General features: G+C 69.4%; 26 protein-coding genes. 17 read left to right on the top strand and 9 right to left on the bottom strand.

Annotated features, from left to right (window positions below; all coding sequences use genetic code 11):
- Window positions 1-7: 7 nt before the first annotated feature.
- Window positions 8-469 carry a bleomycin resistance protein gene (locus C6569_RS13800; protein WP_106749397.1) on the bottom strand — a complete coding sequence of 154 codons (462 nt, stop codon included), beginning with the start codon at window positions 467-469 and terminating at the stop codon, window positions 8-10.
- Window positions 462-1340 (bottom strand): zinc-dependent alcohol dehydrogenase, encoded by an 879-nt coding sequence (locus tag C6569_RS13795; RefSeq protein ID WP_245898101.1) that lies wholly within the window; start codon window positions 1338-1340, stop codon window positions 462-464. The genes C6569_RS13800 and C6569_RS13795 overlap by 8 nt, the downstream gene beginning before the upstream one ends.
- A 150-nt stretch (window positions 1341-1490) precedes the next feature.
- Here C6569_RS13795 and mdoH point away from each other — a divergent pair, with 150 nt between their 5' ends.
- The 4 genes from mdoH (at window position 1491) to C6569_RS13775 (ending at window position 6011) form a co-directional block, all read left to right on the top strand.
- On the top strand, window positions 1491-3287 hold the full coding sequence (gene mdoH, locus C6569_RS13790) for a glucans biosynthesis glucosyltransferase MdoH (RefSeq protein ID WP_106749396.1): 1797 nt from the start codon (window positions 1491-1493) through the stop codon (window positions 3285-3287).
- Entirely contained in the window at window positions 3284-4045 is a 762-nt protein-coding gene (locus C6569_RS13785; RefSeq protein WP_106749395.1) for an FkbM family methyltransferase, read from the top strand. The genes mdoH and C6569_RS13785 overlap by 4 nt, the downstream gene beginning before the upstream one ends.
- Before the next feature lie 3 nt (window positions 4046-4048).
- Window positions 4049-5011 carry a hypothetical protein gene (locus C6569_RS13780; protein ID WP_106749394.1) on the top strand — a complete coding sequence of 321 codons (963 nt, stop codon included), beginning with the start codon at window positions 4049-4051 and terminating at the stop codon, window positions 5009-5011.
- A 115-nt stretch (window positions 5012-5126) separates the two neighbouring features.
- Window positions 5127-6011, top strand: coding sequence for a UTP--glucose-1-phosphate uridylyltransferase (locus tag C6569_RS13775; RefSeq protein WP_106749393.1), 885 nt, complete (start codon window positions 5127-5129; stop codon window positions 6009-6011).
- 284 nt (window positions 6012-6295) lie between these two features.
- Here the strand turns inward: C6569_RS13775 and C6569_RS13770 are convergent, their stop codons facing one another.
- The gene (locus C6569_RS13770; protein ID WP_106749392.1) at window positions 6296-8200 is read right to left on the bottom strand and encodes an outer membrane beta-barrel protein; all 1905 of its coding nucleotides are present in this window, start codon (window positions 8198-8200) and stop codon (window positions 6296-6298) included.
- A 188-nt stretch (window positions 8201-8388) separates the two neighbouring features.
- On the opposite strand from C6569_RS13770, the gene C6569_RS13765 reads away from it, so the two are divergent.
- On the top strand, window positions 8389-9384 hold the full coding sequence (locus C6569_RS13765; protein ID WP_106749391.1) for a KpsF/GutQ family sugar-phosphate isomerase: 996 nt from the start codon (window positions 8389-8391) through the stop codon (window positions 9382-9384).
- On the top strand, window positions 9381-10259 hold the full coding sequence (locus tag C6569_RS13760; protein ID WP_146144807.1) for a DMT family transporter: 879 nt from the start codon (window positions 9381-9383) through the stop codon (window positions 10257-10259). Before C6569_RS13765 ends, C6569_RS13760 begins: the two co-directional genes overlap by 4 nt.
- 8 nt (window positions 10260-10267) lie before the next feature.
- Here the strand turns inward: C6569_RS13760 and C6569_RS13755 are convergent, their stop codons facing one another.
- From C6569_RS13755 to C6569_RS13745, 3 genes are all read right to left on the bottom strand, one after another.
- Window positions 10268-10570 (bottom strand): AzlD family protein, encoded by a 303-nt coding sequence (locus tag C6569_RS13755; protein ID WP_106749389.1) that lies wholly within the window; start codon window positions 10568-10570, stop codon window positions 10268-10270.
- Window positions 10567-11280: an AzlC family ABC transporter permease gene (locus tag C6569_RS13750; protein WP_106749388.1), complete on the bottom strand. Its 714-nt coding sequence runs from the start codon at window positions 11278-11280 to the stop codon at window positions 10567-10569. The genes C6569_RS13755 and C6569_RS13750 overlap by 4 nt, the downstream gene beginning before the upstream one ends.
- Window positions 11281-11356: 76 nt before the next feature.
- Entirely contained in the window at window positions 11357-12220 is an 864-nt protein-coding gene (locus C6569_RS13745; RefSeq protein WP_106749387.1) for an AraC family transcriptional regulator, read from the bottom strand.
- Between the two features lie 32 nt (window positions 12221-12252).
- Here C6569_RS13745 and C6569_RS21740 point away from each other — a divergent pair, with 32 nt between their 5' ends.
- The 9 genes from C6569_RS21740 (at window position 12253) to C6569_RS13705 (ending at window position 21254) form a co-directional block, all read left to right on the top strand.
- Complete coding sequence (locus C6569_RS21740) at window positions 12253-12450, top strand: hypothetical protein (RefSeq protein WP_146144806.1); 198 nt, start codon at window positions 12253-12255, stop codon at window positions 12448-12450.
- Window positions 12451-12609: 159 nt separating this feature from the next.
- Window positions 12610-14505 carry an AMP-binding protein gene (locus C6569_RS13740; protein WP_106751042.1) on the top strand — a complete coding sequence of 632 codons (1896 nt, stop codon included), beginning with the start codon at window positions 12610-12612 and terminating at the stop codon, window positions 14503-14505.
- Window positions 14502-15302, top strand: a complete 801-nt coding sequence (locus C6569_RS22420) for an ABC transporter ATP-binding protein (RefSeq protein ID WP_106749386.1) — start codon at window positions 14502-14504, stop codon at window positions 15300-15302. The genes C6569_RS13740 and C6569_RS22420 overlap by 4 nt, the downstream gene beginning before the upstream one ends.
- Window positions 15303-15444: 142 nt before the next feature.
- On the top strand, window positions 15445-16419 hold the full coding sequence (locus C6569_RS13730) for a branched-chain amino acid ABC transporter permease (RefSeq protein ID WP_106751041.1): 975 nt from the start codon (window positions 15445-15447) through the stop codon (window positions 16417-16419).
- A gap of 12 nt (window positions 16420-16431) precedes the next feature.
- A complete protein-coding gene (locus tag C6569_RS13725) occupies window positions 16432-17511 on the top strand; it encodes a branched-chain amino acid ABC transporter permease (protein WP_106749385.1) in 1080 nt (359 codons plus the stop codon).
- A 100-nt stretch (window positions 17512-17611) separates the two neighbouring features.
- Window positions 17612-18949: an ABC transporter substrate-binding protein gene (locus C6569_RS13720; protein ID WP_106749384.1), complete on the top strand. Its 1338-nt coding sequence runs from the start codon at window positions 17612-17614 to the stop codon at window positions 18947-18949.
- A 275-nt stretch (window positions 18950-19224) separates the two neighbouring features.
- Complete coding sequence (locus C6569_RS13715; RefSeq protein WP_106749383.1) at window positions 19225-20070, top strand: ABC transporter ATP-binding protein; 846 nt, start codon at window positions 19225-19227, stop codon at window positions 20068-20070.
- Window positions 20071-20145: 75 nt separating this feature from the next.
- Window positions 20146-20832, top strand: a complete 687-nt coding sequence (locus C6569_RS13710) for a zinc metallopeptidase (protein ID WP_106749382.1) — start codon at window positions 20146-20148, stop codon at window positions 20830-20832.
- A 26-nt stretch (window positions 20833-20858) separates the two neighbouring features.
- Window positions 20859-21254, top strand: a complete 396-nt coding sequence (locus tag C6569_RS13705; protein WP_106749381.1) for a nuclear transport factor 2 family protein — start codon at window positions 20859-20861, stop codon at window positions 21252-21254.
- 258 nt (window positions 21255-21512) lie between these two features.
- Here the strand turns inward: C6569_RS13705 and efp are convergent, their stop codons facing one another.
- Together efp and C6569_RS13695 are read right to left on the bottom strand one after the other, a co-directional pair.
- Complete coding sequence (efp, locus tag C6569_RS13700) at window positions 21513-22082, bottom strand: elongation factor P (protein WP_106749380.1); 570 nt, start codon at window positions 22080-22082, stop codon at window positions 21513-21515.
- A gap of 93 nt (window positions 22083-22175) precedes the next feature.
- Entirely contained in the window at window positions 22176-22994 is an 819-nt protein-coding gene (locus C6569_RS13695; protein ID WP_106749379.1) for an acyl-CoA thioesterase, read from the bottom strand.
- Between the two features lie 93 nt (window positions 22995-23087).
- On the opposite strand from C6569_RS13695, the gene epmA reads away from it, so the two are divergent.
- A complete protein-coding gene (gene epmA / locus C6569_RS13690) occupies window positions 23088-24140 on the top strand; it encodes an EF-P lysine aminoacylase EpmA (RefSeq protein WP_106749378.1) in 1053 nt (350 codons plus the stop codon).
- Here the strand turns inward: epmA and C6569_RS13685 are convergent.
- Window positions 24130-24735 (bottom strand): GNAT family N-acetyltransferase, encoded by a 606-nt coding sequence (locus C6569_RS13685; protein WP_106749377.1) that lies wholly within the window; start codon window positions 24733-24735, stop codon window positions 24130-24132. The genes epmA and C6569_RS13685 overlap by 11 nt on opposite strands.
- A gap of 141 nt (window positions 24736-24876) precedes the next feature.
- Between C6569_RS13685 and C6569_RS13680 the strand changes: the two genes are divergently transcribed.
- A complete protein-coding gene (locus C6569_RS13680; RefSeq protein WP_106749376.1) occupies window positions 24877-25914 on the top strand; it encodes an iron ABC transporter substrate-binding protein in 1038 nt (345 codons plus the stop codon).

Raw genomic sequence — 25914 nt, 5'->3', positions numbered from 1 at the left:
AAGACTGTCAGGCGGAGAGAGGGCGTTGGCCCAGGAACTGACCGAAACGAACGAGATAGCCGTCCGGATCCTGGAACATCACCTCGCGCTGGCCCACTTCGACATCATCCTTACGATACCAGGCGTCCCTCGGCTCACGGAACAGGGGCCAGTTCTTCTGCGCGAGGAGGGCGAGCGCCGGACCGACGTCGTCGACCTGTATCTGAAAGTTGATGCCGCGGCCGAATGGCGGTTCGAGGGCGCCGCCCGTCCAGGTCTCGCCGCGGGCGTGATCGGGCGGGCGCCGCTCGACCAGCATGACGTGGGCGGCACCGCGCATCAGATAGGCGAAGCGGTGCTCCGGGCGCTGATAGCGGATGCGGAATCCCATGACGTCCAGCCAGAAGGCGAGGCTGCGGTCGAGATCCGTCACCACCAGTTCCGGAACGAGCGGTGGGACGAACTCCCGATCCGCGGCCTGATCAGCCATAGCGCACCGCCGTCATGAGCCCGGGCGCGCCGGGCTCGAGGATTGTCGGCAGGGCGGCTGGCAGGTCGCCGAAGGCTACCTCGGCGGTGATGAGCTGGTCGAGGCGGTCGTCGGCGAGGAGGCTCAGCGCCTTTTCCAACCGCCGCGCATAGGACCAGCGCGGCCGCCTGGATGTGGCGACCATGCCCACCTGCGAGGAGATCAGCTTCAGCCGCTTCGAATGGAAGCCGGCGCCGAGCGGCACCGCCGGGTCCTGGTCGCCGAACCAGGAGAGCTCGACGACGGTCGCCTCGTCGCCGCAGCAGGCGAGGGCGCAGGCGAGGCCCGCGGACGTGGCGGAGGCATGGAAGGCGACGTCGCAGTCTGCCGGGCCGTCCAGCGGCTTGCTGAACTTGACGCCGAAGAGCTTCGCGAAATCGCGGCGGGAGGGTTCGGGGTCGACCAACGTCACCTCGGTGCCCGGGATCTGCGAGACGATGAAGGTGACGAGCAGGCCGAGCACGCCGCCGCCGACCACCACGACGCGGTCGCCGGGGCCGACGCCCGAATCCCAGACCGCGTTCAGCGCCGTTTCCATATTGGCGGCGAGGATGGCGCGGCGGGCGGGGACGGCCTCGGGCACCGGCACGACCGAGACGCGGTCGGTGGGGGCGAGGAGGCGGGTCTGGTGCGGCGCCAGGGTGAAGACGGTGCGGCCGACGAGATGGTCCGGGCCGGCCTCCACCTCGCCGACGGCGCAGTAGCCGTATTTCACCGGGAAGGGAAAGTCTCCCTCCTGCATCGGACAGCGCATCCGCTCGCGTTCCGGTGCGGCGACAAGGCCGTTGAAGACGAGTCTTTCCGTGCCACGGCTGACACCGCTATAGATCATGCGTATTTCGGCATCCGAAGGTCCGCGTTCATCCAGCGTTGTGTCGCGCAGGTCTACCGTCCGGCGCGAGACGTACCAGAGGGCTCGGGCATTCGCCGCCATGCTGCTTCTCCCGTTTCGCCGCCCGCTTCGGGCGACGGAGGCTCATCGATGACTGATCTCTCGCCGTTTCCGGCAACGACCGGCGGCACCGCCTCGCAGCAGGGCTCTACGACGCCGACGGGTGTCCAGTCCACGGCAGAATTGCGCCGGCGGCGGCTCCTCGTCGTCGCGCTGAACGTCGTCACCTGGCTTCTGCTGAACGGCGCGGCCTGGTCGATCCTCGGCACGGGCGGCTGGACGCCGGTCGACGTCGTGCTGGCGCTCGCCTTCGCCATCGCCACGCCGTGGACGGTCCTCGGCTTCTGGAACGCGCTGATCGGCCTCTGGCTGCTGCATCGGGACGGCAACGCCATGGCGGAGGTCGCGCCCTTCGCGGTCGCCGGCAACGTGCCTACGTCCCTCGCCATCCGCACCGCCGTGTTCATGACGCTGCGCAACGAGGATCCCGAGCGTGCCATCGGCCGCCTCGCCATCGTCAAGGAGAGCATCGACGCCACCGGCGAGGGCGGCCAGTTCGACTATTTCATCCTCTCCGACACCAACCGGCCCGAGATCGCCGAGCGTGAGGAGAAGGCGGCCGCCGCCTTCGCCTCGCTCGCCGGCGAGGGGCGGGTGGTCTATCGCCGCCGCACCGACAATGCCGGCTTCAAGGCGGGCAACGTGCGCGACTTCCTCGACCGCTGGGGCTCGCGCTACGAGCTGATGCTGCCGCTGGACGCCGACAGCCTGATGGCCGGCGCCACCATCGTGAAGCATGTGCGCATGATGCAGGCCCATCCGCGGATCGGCATCCTGCAGAGCCTCGTGGTGGGCATGCCCTCGGCCTCGGCCTTCGCCCGCATCTTCCAGTTCGGCATGCGCCAGGGCATGCGCGCCTACACCATGGGCCAGGCCTGGTGGGTGGGCGATTGCGGTCCGTTCTGGGGGCACAATGCGCTGGTGCGCATCCGCCCCTTCATGGAGGACTGTCACCTGCCGGTGCTCGGCGGTTCTCCGCCGCTCGGCGGCCACATCCTCTCCCACGACCAGGTGGAGGCGACCTTCATGCGACGCGCCGGCTACGAGGTGCGGGTGCTGCCGGTGGAGGAGGGCTCCTGGGAGGAGAACCCGCCGACCATCCTCGAATTCTCGCGCCGCGACGTGCGCTGGTGCCAGGGCAACATGCAGTACGTGAAGCTCCTGGACCAGCCGGGCCTGAAGCCGATCAGCCGCTTCCAGCTCGTCTGGGCTATCCTGATGTTCGTCGGCGTGCCGGCCTGGACGCTGATGATCGCGCTCTCGCCCTTCCTCGCCTGGCACGGGCCGAGCCGCGAGGCTTTCCCCGTCGGCTTCGCGGCGACGGTCTATGTGGTCTTCTTCCTGATGTACCTGATGCCCAAGATCGCGGGTTTCGCCGACGTGCTGATGAGCGACGGCGGCACGGCCCGCTATGGCGGGCGGCTGCGCTTCCTCACGGCGGCGGCGACGGAACTCGTCTTCTCCTTCCTGCTCGGAGCGCTCACCTCCTTCCGCATCACCGTCTTCATGATCGGCCTCGCCTTCGGCAAGTCGGTGGTCTGGGGCGGCCAGCAGCGCGACGCCATGGCGCTGACCTGGCGCGAGGCCTGGGACGCCTTCTGGCCGCAGATGGCCTTCGGCCTGGTGGTCTTCGGCCTGCTGTGGGGCGCCTCGCCCGCCGCGGCGCTCTGGTCGCTGCCGCTCACCGCCGGATTCCTCGTCGCGGTGCCCTTCGCCGTGATCACGGCCTCGCCGCGCCTCGGCCGGCTCTTCGTCGCCACCCGCTTCTGCGGCATTCCCGAGGAGTTCGCCATGCCGGACGAGATCGCCCGGGCGCGCGCGTCATGATGTCCCTCGACCAGCGCATCGCCGAAGCCGTGGCCGTGGCGAAGTCGGTCGTCACCTATCACGGCGACACCGCCAAGGGCGCCGCCATGGACGCGCTCTACCGGCGCTTCGTGCCGCAGGGCGGCCTCGCCTTCGACATCGGCAGCCATGTCGGCGACCGCGTCGCCAGCTTCCGCCGCCTGGGTGCGCGGGTTGTGGCGCTGGAGCCGCAGCCGGGCCCGGCCGACGTCATCGCCCGGCTGTTCGAGGGTGACTCGCGGGTGACGCTGCTGCGCGCCGCCTGCGGGGGCGCCGAGGGCGAACTCAAGCTCAGCATCAACACCGCCAACCCGACGGTCAGCACCGCCTCCCACGCCTTCGTCGCCTCGGCGGCGGGGGCGGAGGGCTGGCACGGCCAGGTCTGGGACCGCGAGATCACCGTGCCCTGCCTCACCCTCGACCGGCTGGTGGCGGATTACGGCGTGCCGAACTTCGCCAAGATCGACGTGGAGGGCTTCGAGGCCGACGTGCTGGAGGGGTTGTCGCAGCCTATTCCGGCCCTCTCCTTCGAGTTCACCACCATCCAGCGCGAGGTGGCCTTCGAATGCCTCGACAGGCTGGCGGGGCTCGGCGCCTACGGCTTCGACCTGGCGCTGGGGGAAAGCCAGAACCTGACCTTCGGCCGTTTCGTCGACCAGGCGACGATGACCGCCCATCTGGCGGGTCTTCCCCACGCCGCCAATTCCGGCGATGTCTATGCGGTGCTCGCGAAGGACTGATCGATGCGTCTCGCCCTCGTCGCGGCCGCGCTCCTCCTGAGCGCCGCCGCCCACGCCGCCTCCCTCGACGGCCTGCCGGTGGAGGTCACCAACGCCTCCGAGCCGGTGCTCTGCGCGGAGAAGGACAACGTCACGCTGAACCTGACGAATCCGCAGGTGCGCGCCTTCCGCATCGAGGCCGCCCACCCCGCCTATATCGGCTCGCTGGCCGTCGACCGCTTCGCGCCCGACTGGACCGCCTGCCCCATGAAGGAGGAGGCGCTCGCCCAGCCGATGCCACAGCGCATCACGCTCTACGAGACGGTGGAGTGGCAGGTGGTCGGCTATCGCGAGCAGGGCTTCTGGCGACCCTCCGACACGACGGTGAAGATCGGCGAGCGCACGGAGCGCAACATCCACCTCCTGCAGATCTGGTACCGCTATCGCGACCGGGCCGAGGAGGTGCTGGTCCTCTATCCGACCGACGGTTACTGGCGCGCCCGGCCGCTGCCGCCCTCCAACCTCCGGTGGACCGCCTACGGCTCGTCCTTCCTCATCGGCCCCGTCGTGGTGGAGGGCCGTCCCATCGTGAAGATCAAGGAGGTCGCCTTCGACCCGGCGACCAAAACCTTCACCCTCACCTATCCCGACGGCAACAGCGCCACGGTGCGGCTCTCGACGCTGAACCAGGAGATGATCGGTCTCGACGTCGCCTTCGCCCGTCCCATCGCCGGCGGCCCCTTCGCGGCGCTGCGCTCGATGTACGTCACCGAGTTCAACGCCGACGTCGCCCGCATCGCCGTGCGCGAGAAGGACGCGCCGGGCTGGCGAGAGGAGCCCATCATGCCGTTCCGCCGGGCCAACGCCACCGACCTCTGGGCCGGTCGGCTCGTCGCCTCGCGCCACAACACCTCGGCGCCCGACATGGTGTTCAACGCCTTCCGGGCCGCGCCGCCGCAACTCGCCGCGCCGGCCATCGACAAATGAAAGTGCGGTTGCCGGTGCGTCGCAACGGTTTCAGGGAACCGCGGCACTCACCCTGCGTTCAGCATTGCTGATTTAGGTCTTTGCCGCGTCTTCGTCCTCTTCGAGGTTTTCCTTCATGGTTCGTCGCATCCGCAAGGCTGTGTTCCCCGTCGCCGGCCTCGGCACCCGCTTCCTGCCCGCCACCAAGGCGATCCCGAAGGAGATGCTCACCGTCGTCGACCGGCCGGTGATCCAGCATGTGGTGGACGAGGCGCGCGAGGCGGGGATCGAGCATTTCGTCTTCGTCACCGGCCGCAACAAGCAGGTGATCGAGGACCATTTCGACAAGTCCTTCGAGCTCGACACGACGCTTGCCGCGCGGTCGAAGACGGCGGCGCTGGACGAGCTCAAGCGCGACCTGCCGGCGGCGGGCGCCACCTCATTCACCCGCCAGCAGGAGCCGCTGGGCCTCGGCCATGCCGTGTGGTGCGCCCGCGACATCGTCGGCGACGAGCCCTTCGCGCTGCTGCTGCCCGACATGCTGCATCTGGCGAAGCCCGGCGCGAAGGGCTGCATCGCCGCGATGATCGAGGCCTACAACGAGACCGGCGGCAATTTCGTCGCCGGCTACGAGGTGCCCGACAGCGAGACGCACCAGTACGGCATCATCGGCAAGGGCAAACCGGCCGCGGGCGGCGCCTACGAGATCGGCGAGATGGTCGAGAAGCCGCCGAAGGGCACGGCGCCGTCCAACGTCGCCATTTCCGGCCGCTACATCCTGCAGCCGGAGATCTTCCGCATCCTGGAGACCCAGGAGCGCGGCGCCGGCGGCGAGATCCAGCTCACCGACGGCATGCTGAAGCTGAAGAGCCAGCAGCCTTTCTTCGGCTTCACCTTCGACGGCGAGATCCACGACACCGGCACCAAGCTCGGCTTCCTCACCGCCAACCTCGCCTATGCGCTGCGGCGCGAGGAGCTGTCGGGGCCGCTGCGCCAGGAGATCGCGCGGCTCAAGGTCTGACGACTGCCCGGACCAGGGGTCGGGGCCTGCATCTCGGGAGTGCGTCCTTCGAGGCTCGCCTCCGGACGATGCTGGCGCCTCGCCGGGGGCTCGCACCTCAGGATGAGGAGGGTGGTGTCCCGCACATAGGTGACGATGCGTGACGGGCCCGTCTCAGCCGACACGGATGCAGAGCACCACCCTCCTCATCCTGAGGTGCGAGCGCATAGCGAGAGGCGAACGCCTCTCGCTATGGTGGGCCTCGAAGGACGCACTTCATCCGTGCAGGCGGAGAAGTCCGTGCCTCAGCGCTGCAGCCGGACCCCGAACAGCACCACGTTGGCCGAGTAGCTCTGCCCGGCCTCGTTCGACTGCAACGTCTCGCGGCGCATCTCGCCGCGGATCTGCAGGTTGCGCGAGGCTCGGTAGATGAGGCTGAGGGAGGCGACCGTGCGCTGGTCGACGCGCGACGTGCCGCGATAGGTGTCGTGGCCGTAGGCGAGTTTCGCCGTGCCCACGAGCCAGCGGCGGAAGGCATGTTCCAGCTCCACCGAGACGTCCCGCCGCTCGATGCCGGAGGCGCCGGTGGTGAAGCTCTCGTCGATGGCGGACTTGGCGTTGAGGCGGACCGTGGTGAGTGCGGTGGCGGTCCAGACCAGCGAGGCGTCGAAGACCGGTACGGCGATGTCGCCGAAGGTCGGCTCGAGATTGTCGCGGACGAGGTAGCCGGCGGAGATTTCGCCGGTCAGCAGCCGCGTCAGCTCGAAGGTCGAGCCGACGCGATAGGTGGTCGCCGTCGAGCCCTGCAAGGTGCCGCCCGACGACACCCGCTGGTCGAAGCGGCGCTGGTCGATGGCGGCCTCGACGAAGGGCCTGAGGCCCGGTGTCAGCTCGTAGGAGGCGCGCAGGCGGGCGCCCACGGCGTTGTAGTTGCGCTCGCCCTGCGGCAGGACCGTGCCGGCATTGGTGACGGCGTCGGCGTAGACGTAGCGGTCGAAGGTCCCGCGCAGGCTGAGCTGCAGGCGGCCGATGTCCTGGACCACGCCGAGGGTGCCGCCGGTCTGGTGGATGAGCGGCAGGTTGCGCAGTCCGTCGGGCGATGAGGGCAGGTTCGACGAGCCCGGCGAATTGGTGTTGAGGAGGTAGCGCGCCTCGCTCTCGAGCCGGGTGTCGCGGGACACGTCGACGCGGCCCGTGACCACAGCGTTGACCTCCGGCCGGTTGACGCCGGGATCGGAGAAATAGGCCGAATAGGTGCCGCGCAGACGCGCCGTCAGTTCGTGGCGCGACCAGTCGGAGCGGGCCTGCACCTCGCCGTAGGACTGGGTGAAGAGCGAGCCGGAACCGCCGGAGGACAGGCGCCGCGGATTCGAATCGTAACCGAGCGTCGCATCCACCGTCGGCGTGACGATGAAACTGCCGAGGCGCATGCCGGTCGGCGCGAAGGGGTCGGCCTCCGGCTGGATGCGGCGGTCGTAGGAGACCACCTCGCCGGTGCGCGGGTCGATGACGGTGTTGCGCCCCAGCGGATTGGCGTTGGGCAGGACGCGGCCGGAGGGGAGCTGGCTGCGCTCGGTGACGATGGGCACGCCGACGGGGCGTCGTGGCTGCACCGGTGGCGCGACGCCGCGGACCCCGCGGTCGAGGGCGCGGGCGTCCTCGCGGCTGGGGCCGAGGGCGGTCGACCCGCCCGCTGCCGCCGGAGCGAGGGTGCGCAAGCCGCCCTGGCGGGTGGTCGAGGCGGGCGCGGCGGGACGCGGCGGCAGCCGCCCGGTGCGGCGGTTCGCCATCGGCGCGGGGCGGGACGAGGGACGCAGGGAGGAGGGTGTGGCGGGGGGCGGCGCGGCGACCCCGGCATCGGGCGGCAGCGCGCCTGGGCGCTCGGGACGGGCGGACCATGGCGACCGGCGCGCCTCGGCCCTGATCCTGTCGCGCTGGGCGCCGAGTGTGCGGGATTCTCCCGGAGGGGCGGGAGGAACGGCCGGCCGCAGGCCCGCCGCCTCGGCATCGCTGGCGGGCGCGGAGAATGTGTCCGCGATGGGGGGATCCACCGGTCCGATGCCCTGCCAGCCGTTGTCGCGGCCGACATCGTCGGTGGCGGTGGGCGGGGTTCCCGTGCGCAGGCGCTGGGCGTGCGCCGACCAGCCCGTCCCGCCCAGGACGAGCGCGAGGGCGCCGACACCCAACATCTTGCGGGCGATGTGACCCAAGACCCGATTCTTTCCCCGCCGATTTCCTCAACAAGACGTAAAGAGCCGTGGTTAACGTCAGGTTGATGCCGGGCCGCGCCCGTCGTGGAGGATGCGTCCCGCACCGCGTCATGCTAAGGGGACCGGCCTTCCGCCAGCGCCGCCGGCGCCGGGTTCCAGCCGGACGGTCCGGCCTTCGACACTGAGCCATGGCATCACACGCATCCCCGCCCGAGCCTCGGTCCACCGCCATCGCCTCGGCGCTCCGCACGCTGTCGGTGGAAGCCGCCGGGCTCGCCGCCCTCGAGGCGGCTCTCGCCAACGGCCTCGGCGAGCCCTTCGCGGCAGCCGTCGCCCTGCTCAAGGACGTCAAGGGACGGGTCATCGTCACCGGCATGGGCAAATCCGGCCATGTCGGCCGCAAGATCGCCGCGACCCTGGCCTCGACCGGCACGCCGGCCTTCTTCGTTCATCCGGGCGAAGCCAGCCACGGCGATCTCGGCATGGTGACCTCGGACGACGCCATCCTCGCCCTGTCGTGGTCCGGCGAGACGGTGGAACTGCGCGACCTCGTCGCCTTCTCCCGCCGCTTCGGGGTGGGCCTCGTCGCCATCACCTCGGCGGGTGAATCGGCGCTCGGCAAGGCGGCGGACGTGGTTCTCGGCCTGCCGCGGGCCGAAGAGGCCTGCCCCAACGGCCTCGCGCCGACCACCTCCACTCTGATGCAGCTCGCCATCGGCGACGCGCTGGCCGTGGCGCTGCTCGAGGAGCGCGGCTTCACCGCCGCCGATTTCCGCACCTTCCATCCCGGCGGCAAGCTCGGCGCCGTGCTCGCCCAGGTGCGCGACGTGATGCACCAGGGCGCGGCGCTGCCGCTCAAATCCCTCGGGACGCCGATGAGCGAGGTGCTGATCGAGATGACCGCCAAGGGCTTCGGCTGCTGCGGCATCGTCGAGCCAGACGGGGCTCTCGCCGGCATCGTCACCGACGGCGACCTGCGCCGCCACATGAAGTCCGACCTCCTGGCCATGCCGGTGGAGGCGGTGATGACCCGCTCGCCGAAGACGGCGCGGCCCGAGCAGCTCGCGAGCGAGATTCTCGACCTTTTGAACCGCACCAAGATCACGGCGCTCTTCGCGGTGGAGGACGGGCGGCCGGTCGGCATCCTGCACGTCCACGACCTCCTGCGCGCGGGCGTGGCGTGAGCGGGCAGGACCCCTCGCGCAGGCTGCGCCTCGGCATGGGGCTGATGACCCTCGCCATGCTGCTCTTCGCTACCAACGACGCCATCGTGAAGGCCTATATGGGTCCGCTGAGCGTGGCGCAGGCGCTCGGCGTGCGCGGCGTCTTCGCCACCCTCGGCGTCGCCGCCTGGCTCGCCGTTTCCGGCACGCGGTTCTCGCTGCGCGGCTACTGGCATCCGCTGGTGCTGGGACGGTCGCTGGCGGAGGGGCTGGCGGTGTTCTTCCTGTTCCAGGCGCTGTGGCGCATGCCGATCGGCGACGTGACGGCGGTCTCCCAGTCCATGCCGATGTTCCTGCTGCCGATCGCGGTTCTCGTGCTCGGCGAGAAGGTGAGCCCCGTGCAGTGGCTGGCGGTGACCTGCGGTTTCGTCGGCATCATGCTGGTCGCGCGGCCCTTCTCCGCCGGTTTCGATCCGGCGATCGGGCTGGTGCTGGCCACCACGGTCTGTTTCGTCTTCCGCGACATCACGGTGAAGTTCCTTCCTGCCCACATCGCTTCGGGCACCGTGACCTTCTCCACCGTCAGCGTCGTCATGGTCGCCGCCCTCGCGCTGGCGACGGCGCAGGGCCTGGCGCCGATGGGCGTCGAGCAGACGCTGATGATCGGCCTCGCCGGCCTGCTCCTCGCCGGCGGGCAGGCGGCGATCATCCAGGCCTTCCGCATCGCACCGGTCTCGCAGGTGGGGCCCTTTAACTACACGAAGACCGCCTTCGCCCTGGTCATCGGCATGGTGTTCTTCGGCGAACGGCCGGACGCGGTGACCTTCACCGGCATGGGCCTGATCGTCGCCTCCGGCATCGCCATCGCCGCCGGGCTCGGGCGCCCGAAGGGCTGAAGGCTGCCTCAGCCCGCCAGCATGCGCAGCACGACGACGGCGGCGACGCCGGTGGCGATGACCCCGATGAGGGGCAGGCGCAGCGCGGCGAGGATGGTGACGGCGCCCGCCAGGGTCTCCGGCCAGCCGGTGGCGAGCAGGGTCGGGGCGATGACGGCGGTCAGCACCGCCGGGGGGATGGCGTCGAGCGCCGCCTTGGACCGGCCGGACAGGGCGAGCCTGCCGCCGAGCAGCAGCCCGGTGAGGCGGCAGCCATAGGTTGCGACGGCCATGCCGAGGATGGCGAGGAGGGTGATGGCGTCGAGGCTCATGGGGTTGCCGCCTCCTCATCCGGACGCCAGACGAGGACCGCCGCCGCCATGCCGGCGAAGGCGCCGGCCAGAACGTGCCAGGGCGAGCCGAGGACAAGATGGGCCGCGGTCGCCGCTGCGGCGCTGGCGAGAACGACGATGCCGGCGCGGCGGGTGGTCACGAAGCCGGCGACGAGGCCGATGAAGATGGCGGTGAAGGCGAAGTCGGCGCCGAAGCGGCGGGGGTCGCCGAGGAGGGGCCCGAGCACCGTTCCGGCCCAGGACCAGGCGACCCAGTTGACCCAGAAGACGGCGCCGGCCCCGAAGAAATAGGCGGCGGTGATGCGACGGCCGGCGGCGCGGCGTTCGGCGAGCGCCCAATTCTCGTCGGCGAGGACATGGAAGGCCAGCAGCCTGCCGCCGAAGGGGAGGTGTGCGACCTTCGGCGCCAGCGAGGCGCTCATCAGGATGTAGCGGGCATTGATGAGGAAGGTGGAGAGGACGAGGGCGGCGATCGGCACCGGGACCGTCCACAGTTCGATGGCGGCGAGCTGCGCGCCGCCGGCGAAGATCAGGGCGGAGGACAGCGTCACCTCGAGCGGCGACAGGCCCTTGCCCGTGGCGATGGCGCCGTAGAGCAGGGCGATGGGCGCCGCGGCGACCATGGCGGGAAGAAGCTCGACGAGACCGTCGCGGAATTCGGAGGCGGGGGAGGCAGGCACGTCGGACATCGCACCTGCTTGTCACATGCGGGGGCCGGGTTCTTGAACGAAACCGGCACGCGCGAAGTTCCGCGTGCGAACGCTCTCAGGCGGCCACCGCGCGGCGGTAGGCGGCCGGGGCGACCCCGATGCGGGCCTTGAAGGCGCGGGTGAGATGCGCCTGGTCGGCGAAGCCCACCTCGGCCGCGACCTCGGCCGGCGCCCGGCCCGCCCGTAGCCGGTCCTGGGCACGGCGCACGCGCACGTCGACCACGTAGGCGTGGGGCGTGATCCCGACGCTGCGGCGGAAGACGCGGATCAGGTGGTCGCGCGAGAAGCCGGCGACGGCGGCGAGTTCGGCGAGGCTCAAGTCCTCGGCATAGCGGGCCTCGATGAGGTCGCGCACGCGATGGACGGGCCCTGCCTCCTCGCCGGCCGGCGCGGGCGGAACGCCTGCGTGCAGCACGAAGGCGCGGGCATAGGCGCGCAGCATCAGCTCCTCCCCGGCGAGACCGTCGACGCCCGATTCCAGCGCCTCGTGGGCGGCCGAGAAGAGCCGCGCGCCCTCGGGATCGTGGACGACGGGACTGCGGAAGAAGGGCGCTGCCGGTGCGGGGCGGCGACTGACCGCTTCGGCGAGGTCGCGCAGGAATTCCTCGGCGGGATAGGTCATGCGGTAGGAATAGCCGCCCTCTGCCGGCGCCCCGTCATGGACGTCCTGCGGCATGACGAAGACGAGGTCGCCCGGCCCGGCGCGGCCCTTCATGCCGAGCGCCGACACCTTCTCCCAGCCGCTCTCGATCGTGCCGACGACGTAGGTCTCGTGCATGTGCGGGGGATAGACGTGCGTGCGGAACGTGGCGCTCAGGCAGTCGATGCCCTCGAGCCGCGATGCCGCGAAGAAGCGCGCCGTCTCGCCCTTGGCGAGGGGGCCGAGGCTCATGGCGGCGCGCTGGTCGAGATCGTCCATGCCCGACCCCTACCACGCGGAGCGCGGCGTTCTTGAAGGAAATCGGCATGGCGGTGGCAGCAGGCGGTGCCGCGAAAGCGGGCCCTCGCGCCATCCGCCGTCCGGCCGAGCCGGCTTTCGTCTTTGGTCCTCTTGATTTCATCGACCGTGCGTTCAACTATCCGCTCGACCACGGTTTGGCTCCCATGGAGCGAGACCGGGGCGACACAGAACCCGAAAACGGGTCGTGAGAGGGAACGCCGCTGCGCCCCCCGGGGAGCGGCAGCCGAGGAACAGGGAGGACGCCGGTCGTGGCCAACCACGCCGACGCGAACGCCGTCACCGGCGTCCACGATACATTTCCGAAGTACCTGGCGCTCAACGCCGTGCGGTTCGCCGACCGTCCGGCCATGCGCCACAAGGATCTCGGCATCTGGCGCACCTGGACCTGGGCCGAGGTGGCGCGGGAGGTGCGCGACTTCGCGCTGGGGCTCGGCGAGCTCGGCCTGAAGCGCGGCGACAAGGTCGCCATCGTCGGACGCAACCGGCCGAAGCTCTACTGGTCGATGGCCGCGATCCAGTCCTGGGGCGGCGTGCCGGTGCCGGTCTATTCGGACTCCGTCGCCGACGAGATGGCCTATGTGCTCGAACATGCCGAGGCCTCGATGGCGGTGGTCGAGGACCAGGAGCAGGTCGACAAGCTGCTGTCCGTCTCCGAGCGTCTGCCGCACCTCGCCCATGTGATCTATGACGAGCCGCGGGGCCTGAGGGATTACGACCACTCCCGCATGCATTCCTTCGAGGAGGTTCAGGAGATCGGCCGCAAGGCCGGCGCCGAACCCGCGAAGGTGAAGGCGCTGGAGGAGGCGATCGCGCTGGGCAAGGGCGGCGACCTCGCCATCATGCTCTACACCTCGGGCACGACCGGGCGGCCGAAGGGCGTCATGTTGTCGAACGACAACGTCATCGTCTCGGCGAAGAACGGCGGGCTGTTCGACGGGCTGACCGAGACCGAGGAGACCATCGCCTATCTGCCGCTGGCCTGGGTCGGCGACAACATCTTCTCCTACGCGCAGTCCTATGTGCTCGGCTTCTGCGTCAACTGCCCGGAGAGCGCCGAGACCGTGGTGGAGGACCGCCGCGAGATCGGCACGTCCTATGCGTTCGCGCCGCCGCGCGTCTATGAGAACCTGCTCACCCAGACCATGGTGCGCATGGAGGATGCCGGGCCCTTCAAGAAGAGGATGTTCGACTACTTCCTCGGCGTCGCCAAGCAGTGGGGCGAGAAGATCCTCAACAAGGAGCCGGTGCCGCTCTGGGCGCGGCTGCGCTATGCGGTGGGCGAGGTGCTGGTCTACGGACCGCTGAAGAACCGCTTCGGCCTCACCAACATCCGCGTCGGCTACACGGCGGGGGAGGCCATCGGGCCGGAGATCTTCAAGTTCTTCCGCTCCCTCGGGATCAACCTGAAGCAGCTCTACGGCCAGACGGAAGCCAGCGTCTACATCACCGCCCAGCCGGACGGCGAGATCTATGCCGACACGGTGGGCAAGCCGAACATCGACGTCGAGGTGAAGATCGACGACAGCGGCGAGGTGCTCTACCGCTCTCCCGGTGTCTTCCTCGGATACTTCAAGGACCCGGAGAAGACCGCCGAGACCAAGACGGCGGACGGCTGGGTGCGCTCCGGCGATGCCGGCTTCTTCGACCCGAAGACGGGGCACCTGAAGATCATCGACCGCGCCAAGGACGTCGGCAAGCTGCGCTCGGGCGCGCTCTTCGCGCCGAAATACATCGAGAACAAGCTGAAGTTCTATCCGAACATCAAGGAGGCGGTGGCCTTCGGCCAGGACCGCGACTTCGTCACCTGTTTCCTCAACATCGACCTCACCGCGGTCGGTTCCTGGGCCGAGCGCAACAACGTCTCCTACGGCTCCTATCAGGAGCTGGCGGGCCACCGCGAGGTGCTGAAGACGCTGAAAGAGCATGTCGACGAGGTGAACCGGTCGCTGGCCGAGGAGCCGCTGATGGGCGGCGCGCAGATCCGCCGCTTCCTCGTGCTGCACAAGGAACTCGACGCCGACGACGGCGAGCTCACGCGGACCCAGAAGGTGCGCCGCGGCTTCATCGCCGAGCGCTACCTGCCGCTGGTCGAGGCCCTCTACGACGGCTCGAAGCGCGGGCGCATCCGCACCGAGGTGACCTTCGAGGACGGCCGCAAGGGCGTCATCGAGGGGGACGTGGAGATCATCGACATGACCGTCCATCCGGTCGCCGGCCAAGCCTTCAGGGAGGCTGCGGAATGAGGGCGCCGTCCGCCACCGACATCGCCGCCGGCGAGGTCATCCTCGCGGTCGACAACGTCTCGCTCGGCTTCGGCGGCGTGAAGGCGCTGACCGACGTCTCCTTCGACATCAAGAAGGGCGAGGTGCGCGCCATCATCGGCCCGAACGGCGCCGGCAAGACCTCGATGCTCAACTGCATCAACGGGTTCTACCACCCGACCTCGGGCCGCATCACCTTCAAGGGCAAGACGCGGCCGAAGATGCGCCCGCACGAGGCGGCGGCCGGCGGCATCGCCCGCACCTTCCAGAACGTCGCCCTCTTCAAGGGCATGTCGACGCTCGACAACATCATGGCCGGCCGCACGCTGAAGATGAATCGCAGCTTCTTCTGGCAGGTGCTGCGCCACGGGCCGGCGATGGACGAGGAGATCGCCCATCGCCGCTTCGTCGAGGAGATCATCGACTTCCTCGAGATCCAGCACATCCGCAAGGTGCCGGTCGGCAAGCTGCCCTACGGCCTGCAGAAGCGCGTCGAGCTCGGCCGCGCGCTCGCCATGGAGCCGGAGGTGCTGCTGCTCGACGAGCCCATGGCCGGCATGAACCTCGAGGAGAAGGAGGACATGTGCCGCTTCATCCTCGACGTGTCGAACCAGTACGGCACGACGATCGCGCTGATCGAGCACGACATGGGCGTGGTCATGGACCTCTCCGACCGGGTCGTCGTGCTCGAATACGGCCGCAAGATCGCCGACGGCACGCCGGACGAGGTGAAGCGCAACCAGGCCGTCATCGACGCCTATCTCGGCGTGGCGCATTGAGGAGCGGGCGATGACCGACGCAACCCTGCCCGCTGCCGCGGACAAGCCGCTCCGCAAGGACCTGATCGGCTGGGGCGCCGCCGCGGCGGCTCTCGTTCTGATCGTCCTCGGCGGCGTCACCGGCCTGATCCCCGAGGGCTCCCTGGCCTATCGGATCTTCATCGGCCCCTTCGTCGAGATGGTGACGATCCCCGACCTCTTCGTGCAGACGGTCTGGGAGGGCTTCGTCGGCGGGGTGCTCTATGCGCTCATCGCCCTCGGCTTCGTGCTGATCTTCAAGGCCTCCGGCGTGTTCAACTTCGCCCAGGGCATCATGGTGGTCTTCGCCGGCCTCACCCTCGTCGGCGTCTACGAGAAGTTCGCAGCCTTCGGCTTCTCCGGCATGCTCGCCGCCTATGCCGCGCTCGTCGTCGCGCTGGCGGTGATGTTCGCGCTCGCGGTCGCGGTGGAACGCGTGGTGCTCAGGCCGCTGGTCAACCAGCCCGACATCATCCTGTTCATGGCGACCTTCGGGCTCACCTATCTGCTCATCGGCCTCGGCGAGACGATCTTCGGCGGCTCGCCCAAGGTGATGATCGCCGCCCAGCTCGGCCTGCCCTCGGGTTCCATCGATCTCGCCATCCTCGGCGGGCGCGTCAGCCTGCAGATGCTCGACATCGCCGCCGCCGTCATCGCCATCGTGATGATCGCGGTGCTCGCCTTCTTCTTCCAGTACACCCGTATCGGCCGGGCGCTGCGCGCGGTGGCGGACAGCCACAAGGCGGCGCTCTCGGTCGGCATCTCGCTGAACCAGATCTGGATCATCGTCTGGTTCACGGCCGGCATCGTGGCGCTCATCACCGGCATCATGTGGGGCGCGCGCTCGGACGTGTCCTTCGGCCTGCAGACCATCGCCCTGAAGGCGCTGCCGGTGCTCATCCTCGGCGGCTTCACCTCGGTGCCCGGCGCCATCGTCGGCGGGCTCATCATCGGCATCGGCGAGAAGATCGGCGAGTTCTACTGGGGCCCCCTGTTCGGCAACGGCATCGAGAGCTGGCTCGCCTATGTCATCGCGCTCGCCTTCCTGATGTTCCGGCCGCAGGGCCTGTTCGGCGACAAGATCATCGAGCGGATCTGAGGAGCGTCACCCGTGTTCTACCGTGAAGCCGGCCAGTACAAGACCTCCTACAAGGCCGACATGTCAGTCTTCCCGCTGCTGCAGGACCGCATCGGCATCATCGCCATCCTCGCCATCGCCTTCGTGGCGGTGCCGCTCTTCGCCTCCGAGTTCATCATCCTGTCGGTGATGGTGCCCTTCCTCGTCTTCGCCCTGGCGGCGATCGGGCTCAACATCCTCACCGGCTATACCGGGCTGATCTCGCTCGGCACCGGCGCCTTCATGGGGGTCGGCGCCTATGCCTGCTACAAGCTGACGACGCTGTTTCCCGGCGTGAACATCATCGTCTGGATCATCGTCTCGGGCTTCTTCTCGGCGGCCATCGGCGTCGTCTTCGGCCTGCCGAGCCTGAGGATCAAGGGCTTCTACCTCGCCGTCGCCACGCTCGCCGCGCAGTTCTTCCTGCAGTGGTGCTTCGTCCGCATTCCCTGGCTCTACAACTACAACGCCTCGGGCGCGATCGAGGTGCCGGAGCGCACCCTGTTCGGCCTCGCCATCACCGGCGCCAGGTCCTCGCCGGAGGTGCGCTACCTCGTGCTCCTTTCCATCGTCGTGTTCCTGACCTGGATCGCCTCCAACCTCGTGCACGGCCGCATCGGCCGCTCCTGGATGGCGGTGCGCGACATGGACATCGCCGCCGAGCTGATGGGCATCAAACTGCTGCCGACGAAGCTCCTCGCCTTCGCCGTCTCGTCCTTCTACTGCGGCGTCGCCGGCGCCTGCATGATGTTCCTCTGGTACGGCGGCGGCGAGGCCAACGACGCCTTCAACGTCAACCAGAGCTTCATCGTGCTGTTCATGGTCATCATCGGCGGCCTCGGCAGCCTGATCGGCTCGTTCCTCGGCGCCTTCTTCATCTCCACCCTGCCGACCATCCTGAAGTTCGGCGTGCCGGCCGTCGGCATTCCACTGACCGGGGCGCTCGCCGAGCACCTGACCCACATCATGGTCGGCGCCCTCATCATCTTCTTCCTCATCGTCGAGCCGCACGGGCTCGCGCGACTGTGGCAGATCGCCAAGCAGAAACTGCGCGTCTGGCCGTTCCCCTACTGACCGGCCGGCCGCACCAATCCCCACGAGACCCGCCGGCAAGGCGGGCACGACAAGAAGAGATCCCGGACCACGGCGTCCGGACTTCCAAGGAGGAACTTCCATGAAAGGCTTCAAGTGGACGATGGCCGCCGCCTTCGCCGCAGGGCTCGCCTCGGCGGCGCCCATGCCGGCCAAGGCCCAGGCCCAGGACAGCATCTTCATCCCGCTGCTCAGCTACCGCACGGGCCCCTTCGCCTCGTCGGGCATCCCGATCGCCAATGGCATGCGCGACTACCTGGAGATGATCAACCAGCGTGACGGCGGCATCAACGGCGTCAAGATCGTCATCGAGGAATGCGAGACGGGCTACGATACCAAGAAGGGCGTGGAGTGCTACGACTCGCTGCGCTCGCGCAATCCGGTGGTCGTGAACCCCTATTCCACCGGCATCACGCTGCAGCTCATCCCGCGCGCCGCCGTCGACAAGATCCCGATGCTGTCCATGGCCTATGGCCTCTCGGCCTCGGCCGACGGCAACACCTTCCCGTGGATCTTCAACCCGCCGGCCACCTACTGGGACGGCGCCTCGGTCATGGTCTCCTACATGGCCCAGCGCGAGGGCGGCTTCGACAAGCTGCGCGGCAAGACCCTCGGCCTGATCCACCTCGACGCGCCCTACGGCAAGGAGCCGATCCCGGTGCTGCAGGCCATGGCCGAGAAATACGGCTTCACTCTGAAGCTCTATCCGGTGGCCGCCGCCGACATGCAGAACCAGAGCGCCATCTGGCTCAACATCCGCCGCGACCGGCCGAACTACCTCTACAACCAGGGCTGGGGCGCGATGAACCCCACCGCGGTGCGTGAGGCGATCCGCAACAACTTCCCCATCGACCGCCTCGTCGGCGTCTGGTGGGCCGGCGGTGACGACGACGCCCGTGCCGGCGGCGCCCAGGCGGCGGGCTACCGCAGCCTGAACTTCCATCAGGCGGGCACCGAGTTCCCCGTGATCCAGGACATCCTGAAGCACGTGGTCGACAAGAACCTGTCGCGGGTGGATGCGCGCTCGCGCGTCGGCGAGAACCTCTACAACCGCGGCGTCTACAACTCGATGCTGATGGTCGAGGCGATCCGTCACGCCCAGCAGCTCACCGGCAAGAAGGTGGTCACCGGCGAGGACGTTCGCCGCGGCTTCGAGACGATGAACATCACCGAGGCGCGGCTGAAGGAGATCGGCATGGAGGGCTTCGCGGCTCCCGTGCGGCTCACCTGCGCCGACCACAACGGCCACAACCGGGTCTTCGTCGCCCGCTGGGACGGCACCCGCTACGTGCGCGACAGCGACTGGATCGAGCCGATCCGCGACGTCGTCCGCCCGCTGATCGAGGATGCGGCGAAGAAGTATGCGGAAGCCAACGCCGGCTGGCCGCGCCGCACCGAGACCTGCGACCAGCGGTCGTGAGCCTTCTGAACATCGGGGGCCGCGGGAAACCGCGGCTCCCGCCCTGCACGGCCGAAGTGCGTCCTTCGAGGCTCGGGCTTCCGCCCTCGCACCTCGGATGAGGATGGAGCGACTGGCATCAGCCTCAGGCGAGGCTTGAGGGTCGCGCCTCATTGTCCGAGGAGCATGGCACTTGCCCCTCATCCTGAGGTGCGAGGGCGGGAGCCCGAGCCTCGAAGGACGCAATTGTCCGATGCAGATCAGGCCGATCGGCTCCATCACCTGCGGATAAACCCATGACCGCCCAGACCCAAGCGACCCCGGCGCCGGCCCCCGCCCAGGACCTGATCCTCGACGTCAGCAACATCGAGGTCATCTACGACCACGTCATCCTGGTGCTGAAGGGCGTCTCGCTCGTGGTGCCGCGCGGCGGCATCGTCGCCATTCTTGGCGCCAACGGTGCCGGCAAGACCACCACGCTGAAGGCCATCTCCAATCTCCTCCACGCCGAGCGCGGCGAGGTGACCAAGGGCTCCATCGTCTTCGAGGGCGAGGAGGTGCAGGCCCTCTCGCCGAACGATCTCGTGCGCCGCGGCTGCATCCAGGTGATGGAGGGCCGGCACTGCTTCGGCCACCTCACCATCGAGGAGAACCTGCTCACCGGCGCCTTCACCCGCCGCGACGGCAAGGCCGCCATCCGCGAGGACATGGAGAAGATCTACGCCTATTTCCCCCGCCTGAAGGAGCGCCGGCATTCGATGTCCGGCTATACCTCCGGCGGCGAGCAGCAGATGTGCGCGATCGGCCGGGCGCTGATGAGCCGGCCGAAGATGATCCTGCTCGACGAACCCTCCATGGGCCTCGCGCCGCAGATCGTCGAGCAGATCTTCGAGATCGTCCGCGACATCAATGCGCGCGAGGGCGTCTCCTTCCTCGTCGCCGAGCAGAACACCAACATGGCGCTGCGTTACGCCACCTTCGGCTACATCATGGAAACGGGGCGCATCGTCATGGACGGCGACGCCAAGTCGCTGCGCGAGAACGAGGATGTGAAGGAGTTCTATCTCGGCGTCTCCGAGGGCGACAAGAAGAGCTTCCGCGACGTGAAGAGCTACAAGCGGCGCAAGCGCTGGCTGGCCTGAGCCTGGGGCCATCGGTCGCGGCCGTCCCGCCGCCCCTTGAACTTCCCGAAGCGGCATGACGACTTAAGACGCATCATGCCCTTCCTCATCCTCCTCGGCGTCGCCGCCCTCGTCGCCCTCATCTTCGGCCCGCAATGGTGGGTGAAGGCGCAGATGCGCCGCCACGGCGTCGAGCGCCAGGACTTTCCCGGCACCGGCGGCGAACTCGCCGAGCACCTTCTCGAACAGGCCGGCCTCACGGACGTGAAGGTGGAGCGCACCGACGCCGGCGACCACTACGACCCCATCGACCGCGTCGTGCGCCTGTCGCCGGAGGTCCATGACGGCCGCTCGGTGACGGCGGTGGCGGTGGCCGCCCACGAGGTCGGCCACGCCGTGCAGCATCGCGACGGGGACCGGCTGTTCCTCTGGCGCATCCGCATGGCGCAGGCGGCGCAGAAGCTGGAGATCGGCGCCGCCATCCTTTTCGCCACGGCCCCGCTGGTGCTCGCCTTCGTCCGCTCGCCGGCCATCGCCGTGCTGCAGATCGTCGTCGCCCTCGCCCTTCTCGGCTCGCGCCTCGCCATGCACGTGCTGACCCTGCCGATGGAGTTCGACGCCAGCTTCGGCAAGGCGCTGCCGGCGCTCACCCGCGGCCGTTACCTGCACGAGAACGACCTGCCGGCGGCGCGATCGGTGCTGCGGGCGGCGGCGCTGACCTATGTCGCCTCGGCCCTGGTGACGCTGCTCGACCTCACCCGCATCATCCGAGTCTTGCGCTGAGCGGGCGCTCCCGGCATGAAGGCGCCATGAGCCAGGCCATTCTCGACCGCTGGTACGCCGCCCTGAAGGCGGGCGATGCCGGCGCCCTCGCCGCCGTCACCACCGACGACGTCACCGTCCGCTGGAACGGCCCGCCGGGCATCGTGCCCTGGGCGGGGGTCTGGGAGGGGCGCTCCAAGGTCGTGACCTTCTTCAGGCGCGTCGCCGAGCACCTGGAGATCCTGTCCATCGAGACGGTGGGGCGGATCGAGGGCGAGGGCGGCGTCGTCATCGTGCTCGAGGGGCACTGGCGCGTGCGCGCCAGCGGCGACGAACTGAAGGTGCGGGCCGTCAACCTGTTCCGCTTCGAGGGCGAGCGCGTTGCGACCTACGAGGTCTATCCGGACAGCTACGCCTTCGCGAAGGCGCTCGCCAAGGCGTGAGGCGGCGGCCAGGGTTCGCCTCTTGATCGCCCCACCCGCACCCTCCCCGCTACGCGGGGAGTGGGTCTTCGGCCGCCCGCATCGTCTGAGGGGTGGAGCCAGGCACTGCCGTCGCAAAGAAGGCGGGACGCCATGGTCCCCCTGTCCGCGCGAAGCGCGGGGAGGGTGCGGGTGGGGCCTTCGACGTCCCTGCGCCGCGGGCACGAAAAAGGCCGGGCGCTGGCCCGGCCTTTCCGAAGTCGGCGCAGCGGCGGACGCTCAGTCCTTGGCGCGCTCGGAATAGGAGCCGTCCTCGGTCATGACGACGATGCGGGTGCCGACGCCGATATGCGGCGGGACCAGCGTGCGAACGCCGTTCGACAGGATCGCCGGCTTGTAGGAGGAGGAGGCGGTCTGGCCCTTGGTGACAGGCTCGGTCTCGACCACCTCCAGCGTCACGCGCTGCGGCAGTTCGATGCCCACCGCATTGCCCTCGTACACCGACAGCTTCACCTCCATCTCGTTCTGGAGATAGGGCTTGGCGTCGCCGAGGATGTCGTCGGGGACCGCGATCTGCTCGTAGGTCTCCTTGTTCATGAAGTGGTTCCCGTCACCGTCCGAGTAGAGGTAGGTGTAGGGCCGGTCCTCGACATAGGCGCGCTCGACCATCTCGGTGGTGCGCCAGCGCTCGGACACCTTCACGCCGTCGGAGAGGCGGCGCATGTCGACCTGGGTCACCGGGGTGCCCTTGCCGGGATGGATGTTCTGGGCGGTGACGATCAGGTAGAGCTTGCCGTCGACTTCGAGAATGTTGCCCTTGCGGACGGAGGAGGCGATGACCTTCGGCACGGGTGTTGTCCTTGGGATGGGGCGGGCTCGGTCCCGCATGATCTGTCGCGCCGTCGCATAGACGAAGTCGCGGCGAAGCGCCACCCCCGCGCGCTATTCGCGGAACCAGACGACCTGCGAGGTGGTGGCGAGGAGCTTGCCGGCCGCCGACCAGAGCTCGGCCTGCTGGTCGTGGAACTGGTCGCCGAACCGCACCGAATCGGCCTTGGCGAGGACGGGGCGGGTGCCCTGCTCGGCGAGTTCGGCCGCATCGGCGTGGAAATAGGAGGTCATGGAGACGGTGGCGGCCGGCGTGCGCAGGCCGCGCACCTGGAAGACCCGGACGATGAAGATGTCGCAGAGCGCGGCGAGGGAGACGTGGTCGAGCGGGCGCGGTGGCTGGTCGGCGACCCAGATGAGCGATTTCGCGCTCTGCGGTGTCGCATGGGCCTGGTTGCCCATGACCGGCAGGCCGGTGACATAGCGGAACTCATAGGCGTCGAGCCAGGCCAGCGGCGGCTTGCGGCCGAGGACGGGGACGGCCTCCGGCGGCGGCGCCTCCGGCATGGCGCTCGCGTGATGGCGCCAGGTCTCGCTGCGGCGGGCGAAGACCATGGTGGCGTTGGCGGCGATGGTCTCGCCCTGCACCAGCTCGGCATAGAGATGCTGCACCGAGCGGCCGGAGCGCACCTCCTTCACGCGGATCGAGAAGTCGCCCTCGGCAATGGGCGCGCAGAAGTTCACCGTCTGCGCCACCGGCTCGCCAATGCGGGCGGGATGGTCGATCGCCGCCTTCAGGAGCTGCGCCGCGGTGACGCCGCCGAAGGGGCCGACCATGTTCCAGTAGGCCGGCGAGGTGCGGCCGGCGAGGGCCCCGTCGGCGGCGGGCGAGAAGGTGACGGCCGCGTCGAGCGGGTGGAGGGCATCGGTCATCAGGCACTCGGGGGAGGTTTTCTCGGCAAGGCGCGGAGCCTATGAGGGGGGCGGCCCTTCGGCAATGACGCCGAAGGTCATGGGTCCCGAGCGATGACCGTTTCACCCTGGTGGGATGCCGACCGACATGCCGACCGCCGGCCCTTTCTCGTCGCGCGCGGGCGGATCAAGGCGGCGCTGCGCGGCTGGTTCGCGGGCCATGACTTCACCGAGGTGGAGGCCGGCATCCTGCAGGTCTCGCCGGGCAACGAGACCCATCTGCACGCCTTCGCCACCGAGGCGGTGAGCATCGACGGCCGCAGGGCCGAACTCTACCTCCACACCTCGCCGGAATTCGCCGCCAAGAAGCTGATCGCCGCCGGCGAGACGCGGATCGTCGATTTCGCCCGCGTTTTCCGCAACCGCGAGCGGGGGCCCCTGCACCATCCCGAGTTCACCATGGTGGAATGGTATCGGGTCGGGGAGAGCTACGAGCAGCTCATGGCCGATTGCGCCGAGCTGTTGCGCCTCGCCTGCGCCGCGACGGGGCGGGACGCGCTGGTCTGGCGGGAGGCGGCCTGCGATCCAGGCCTCGATCCCGAGCGCCTGACGCTGGCGGAGGCTTTCGACCGCCATGCCGGCATGGACCTGCTCGCGACAGTCGGGGAGGCGGGCGAGACCGACCGCGCGGCGCTGGCGGCCGAAGCCGCGCGCGCCGGCATCCGGGTGTCGGAGGACGACGGGTGGGCCGACATCTTCTCCAAGGTGCTGGTGGAGCGCATCGAGCCGCGCCTCGGCTTCGGGCGGGCGACGATCCTGTGCGAATATCCGGTCAGCGAGGCGGCGCTCGCGCGGCCGAAGCCCGGCGATCCCCGCGTCGCCGAGCGTTTCGAGCTCTATGCCTGCGGCGTCGAGCTCGCCAACGCCTTCGGCGAGCTGACCGACCCGGCCGAGCAGCGCCGCCGCTTCGAGAGCGCCATGGCGGAGAAGCAGCGCGTCTATGGCGAGACCTATCCGGTCGACGAGGACCTGTTGGCGGCGCTCGCCCTGATGCCGCCGACCGCGGGCATCGCGCTGGGCTTCGAGCGGCTGGTCATGCTGGCGAGCGGGGCACGGTCCATCGAGGACGTGGTGTGGACCCCGGTGCCGGACTCCTTCAGCCGATGAGGGGGATGCGCCGCGCCGCCTCGCGCGGAATGCGGCCGGTGAGGCGCGGGTCGTCCATCACCTCGACGGCGCGCCTGTAGGGCGTGAAGCCGCAGCGGCGGTAGAAGGACAGCGCCGCCGGGTGGTCGAGGGTGCAGGTGTGCAGCCAGACCCGCCGCGTCTCCGGCCGCCATGCCTTCGCGAGCGCCGCCGCCATCATGCGGGGGCCGAGGCCCTGTCCGGTTGCCTGCGGCACGAGGCCGAAGAAGGCGATCTCGACGTCGGCGGGGTCGCGGCGGTCGATCTCGACGATGCCGGCCTCGCCTGCGTCCCCGTCCGCCACGAAGAGTTCGTTGCCCGGGTGGTGCAGGATGGCGGCAAGCTTCGCCTCGTCCATGAGGAGCCGCGAGGTCCAGAGCCAGTCGAGGCCGATGGCGGCATAGAAGCGGCGATACCAGGCGAGATCGGGCTCGGCGACCGGACGGAGCGGGAGCGGCTCGGCGAGGGGCGCGGCCGGCGGCTCGCGCATCTCCAGATAGGTCACTACCGCGGCGATCTTGCCTTCGGGCAGATCCGTATAGCCGTCGAGGTCGAGGGGGATCGTTCGAGCGGTCATGGCCGGTGCGTCCTGCTGGCCCTCGACGCGGTGACGGCGGCGGGGCATGGTCGCCCGACGTCTACACCGAAGGAGACGCGGCATGAAGGTCGGTGCCCGCAGGATGCCTCTGCCCGATGCGGCGCCGATCAGGGGCTGACCATGGCGCGCGGGATCGACAGGCGGCTGGCCCTGGGAACGCTGGCGGCGGGCCTCGCCGCCCCGGCGCTCGGCCGGACGCCCTTCGTCGTCGACGGCGCAGGCCGGCAGGTGCCGATCCCGGCGCGCGTGGCGCGCGTCTTTCCCGCGGGACCGCCGGCGGCGATCCTCCTCTACACACTCGCTCCGGACCTGCTCATCGGCTGGCCGCGGGCGAACCGGCCGGAGGAGCGGGAGTTCCTGCTGCCCGAGGTCGGCTCCAGGCCGGAGGTCGGCCGCATCACGGGGCGCGGCAACACGGCCAATCTCGAACTCGTGCTGGCGCTGAAGCCGGATCTCATCGTCGATTCAGGCTCGGTGCGGCGCACCTTCGCCGAACTCGCCGACCGCGTTCAGGGCCAGACGGGCATCCCCTATGCCCTGTTGGACGGACGGTTCGAGGCGACGGCCGGCAGCCTCGTCACCCTCGGCCAGCTCACGGGGCGGGATGAGAGGTCCCGGCACCTCGCCACCTGGTGCGACGAGACGATGAAGACGCTCCTCTCCCGGATCGACGGCGTTCCGGCGGAGCGGCGGCCGCGGGTCTATTACGCGCGCGGGCCGCGCGGTCTGGAGACCGGCCTCGCCGGGTCCATCAACGTCGAGACGGTGGAGTTCCTCGGCGCGGTCAACGTCGCCCGCGACGGCGTCGGCGGCGGCCTCGCGCAGGTCTCGCTGGAACAGGTGCTGGCCTGGAACCCGGAGGTGATCGTCACCATCGACCAGACCTTCGCCGCGAACGTGCGCTCCGACCCTGCCTGGCGGGGGGTGAAGGCGGTCGCCGACGGGCGGGTCCACCTGTCGCCGAAACTGCCCTTCGGCTGGGTCGACTTCCCGCCATCGGTGAACCGCATGGCGGGGCTGTGGTGGCTCGCGAAGATCCTCTATCCGGCGCTCGTCCCGGAGGACATCCGCGCGCTGACGCGCGATTTCTACACGCTGTTCTACCATGTGACCCCGGGCGACGCGCAGATCGACCGCGTCCTCAAGGGCCGCGACTGA

Source organism: Phreatobacter cathodiphilus (assembly GCF_003008515.1).
Taxonomy (GTDB): domain Bacteria; phylum Pseudomonadota; class Alphaproteobacteria; order Rhizobiales; family Phreatobacteraceae; genus Phreatobacter; species Phreatobacter cathodiphilus.
Note: the sequence above shows the minus strand (reverse complement) of the source record. Positions and strands in the feature narration are given on the sequence as shown.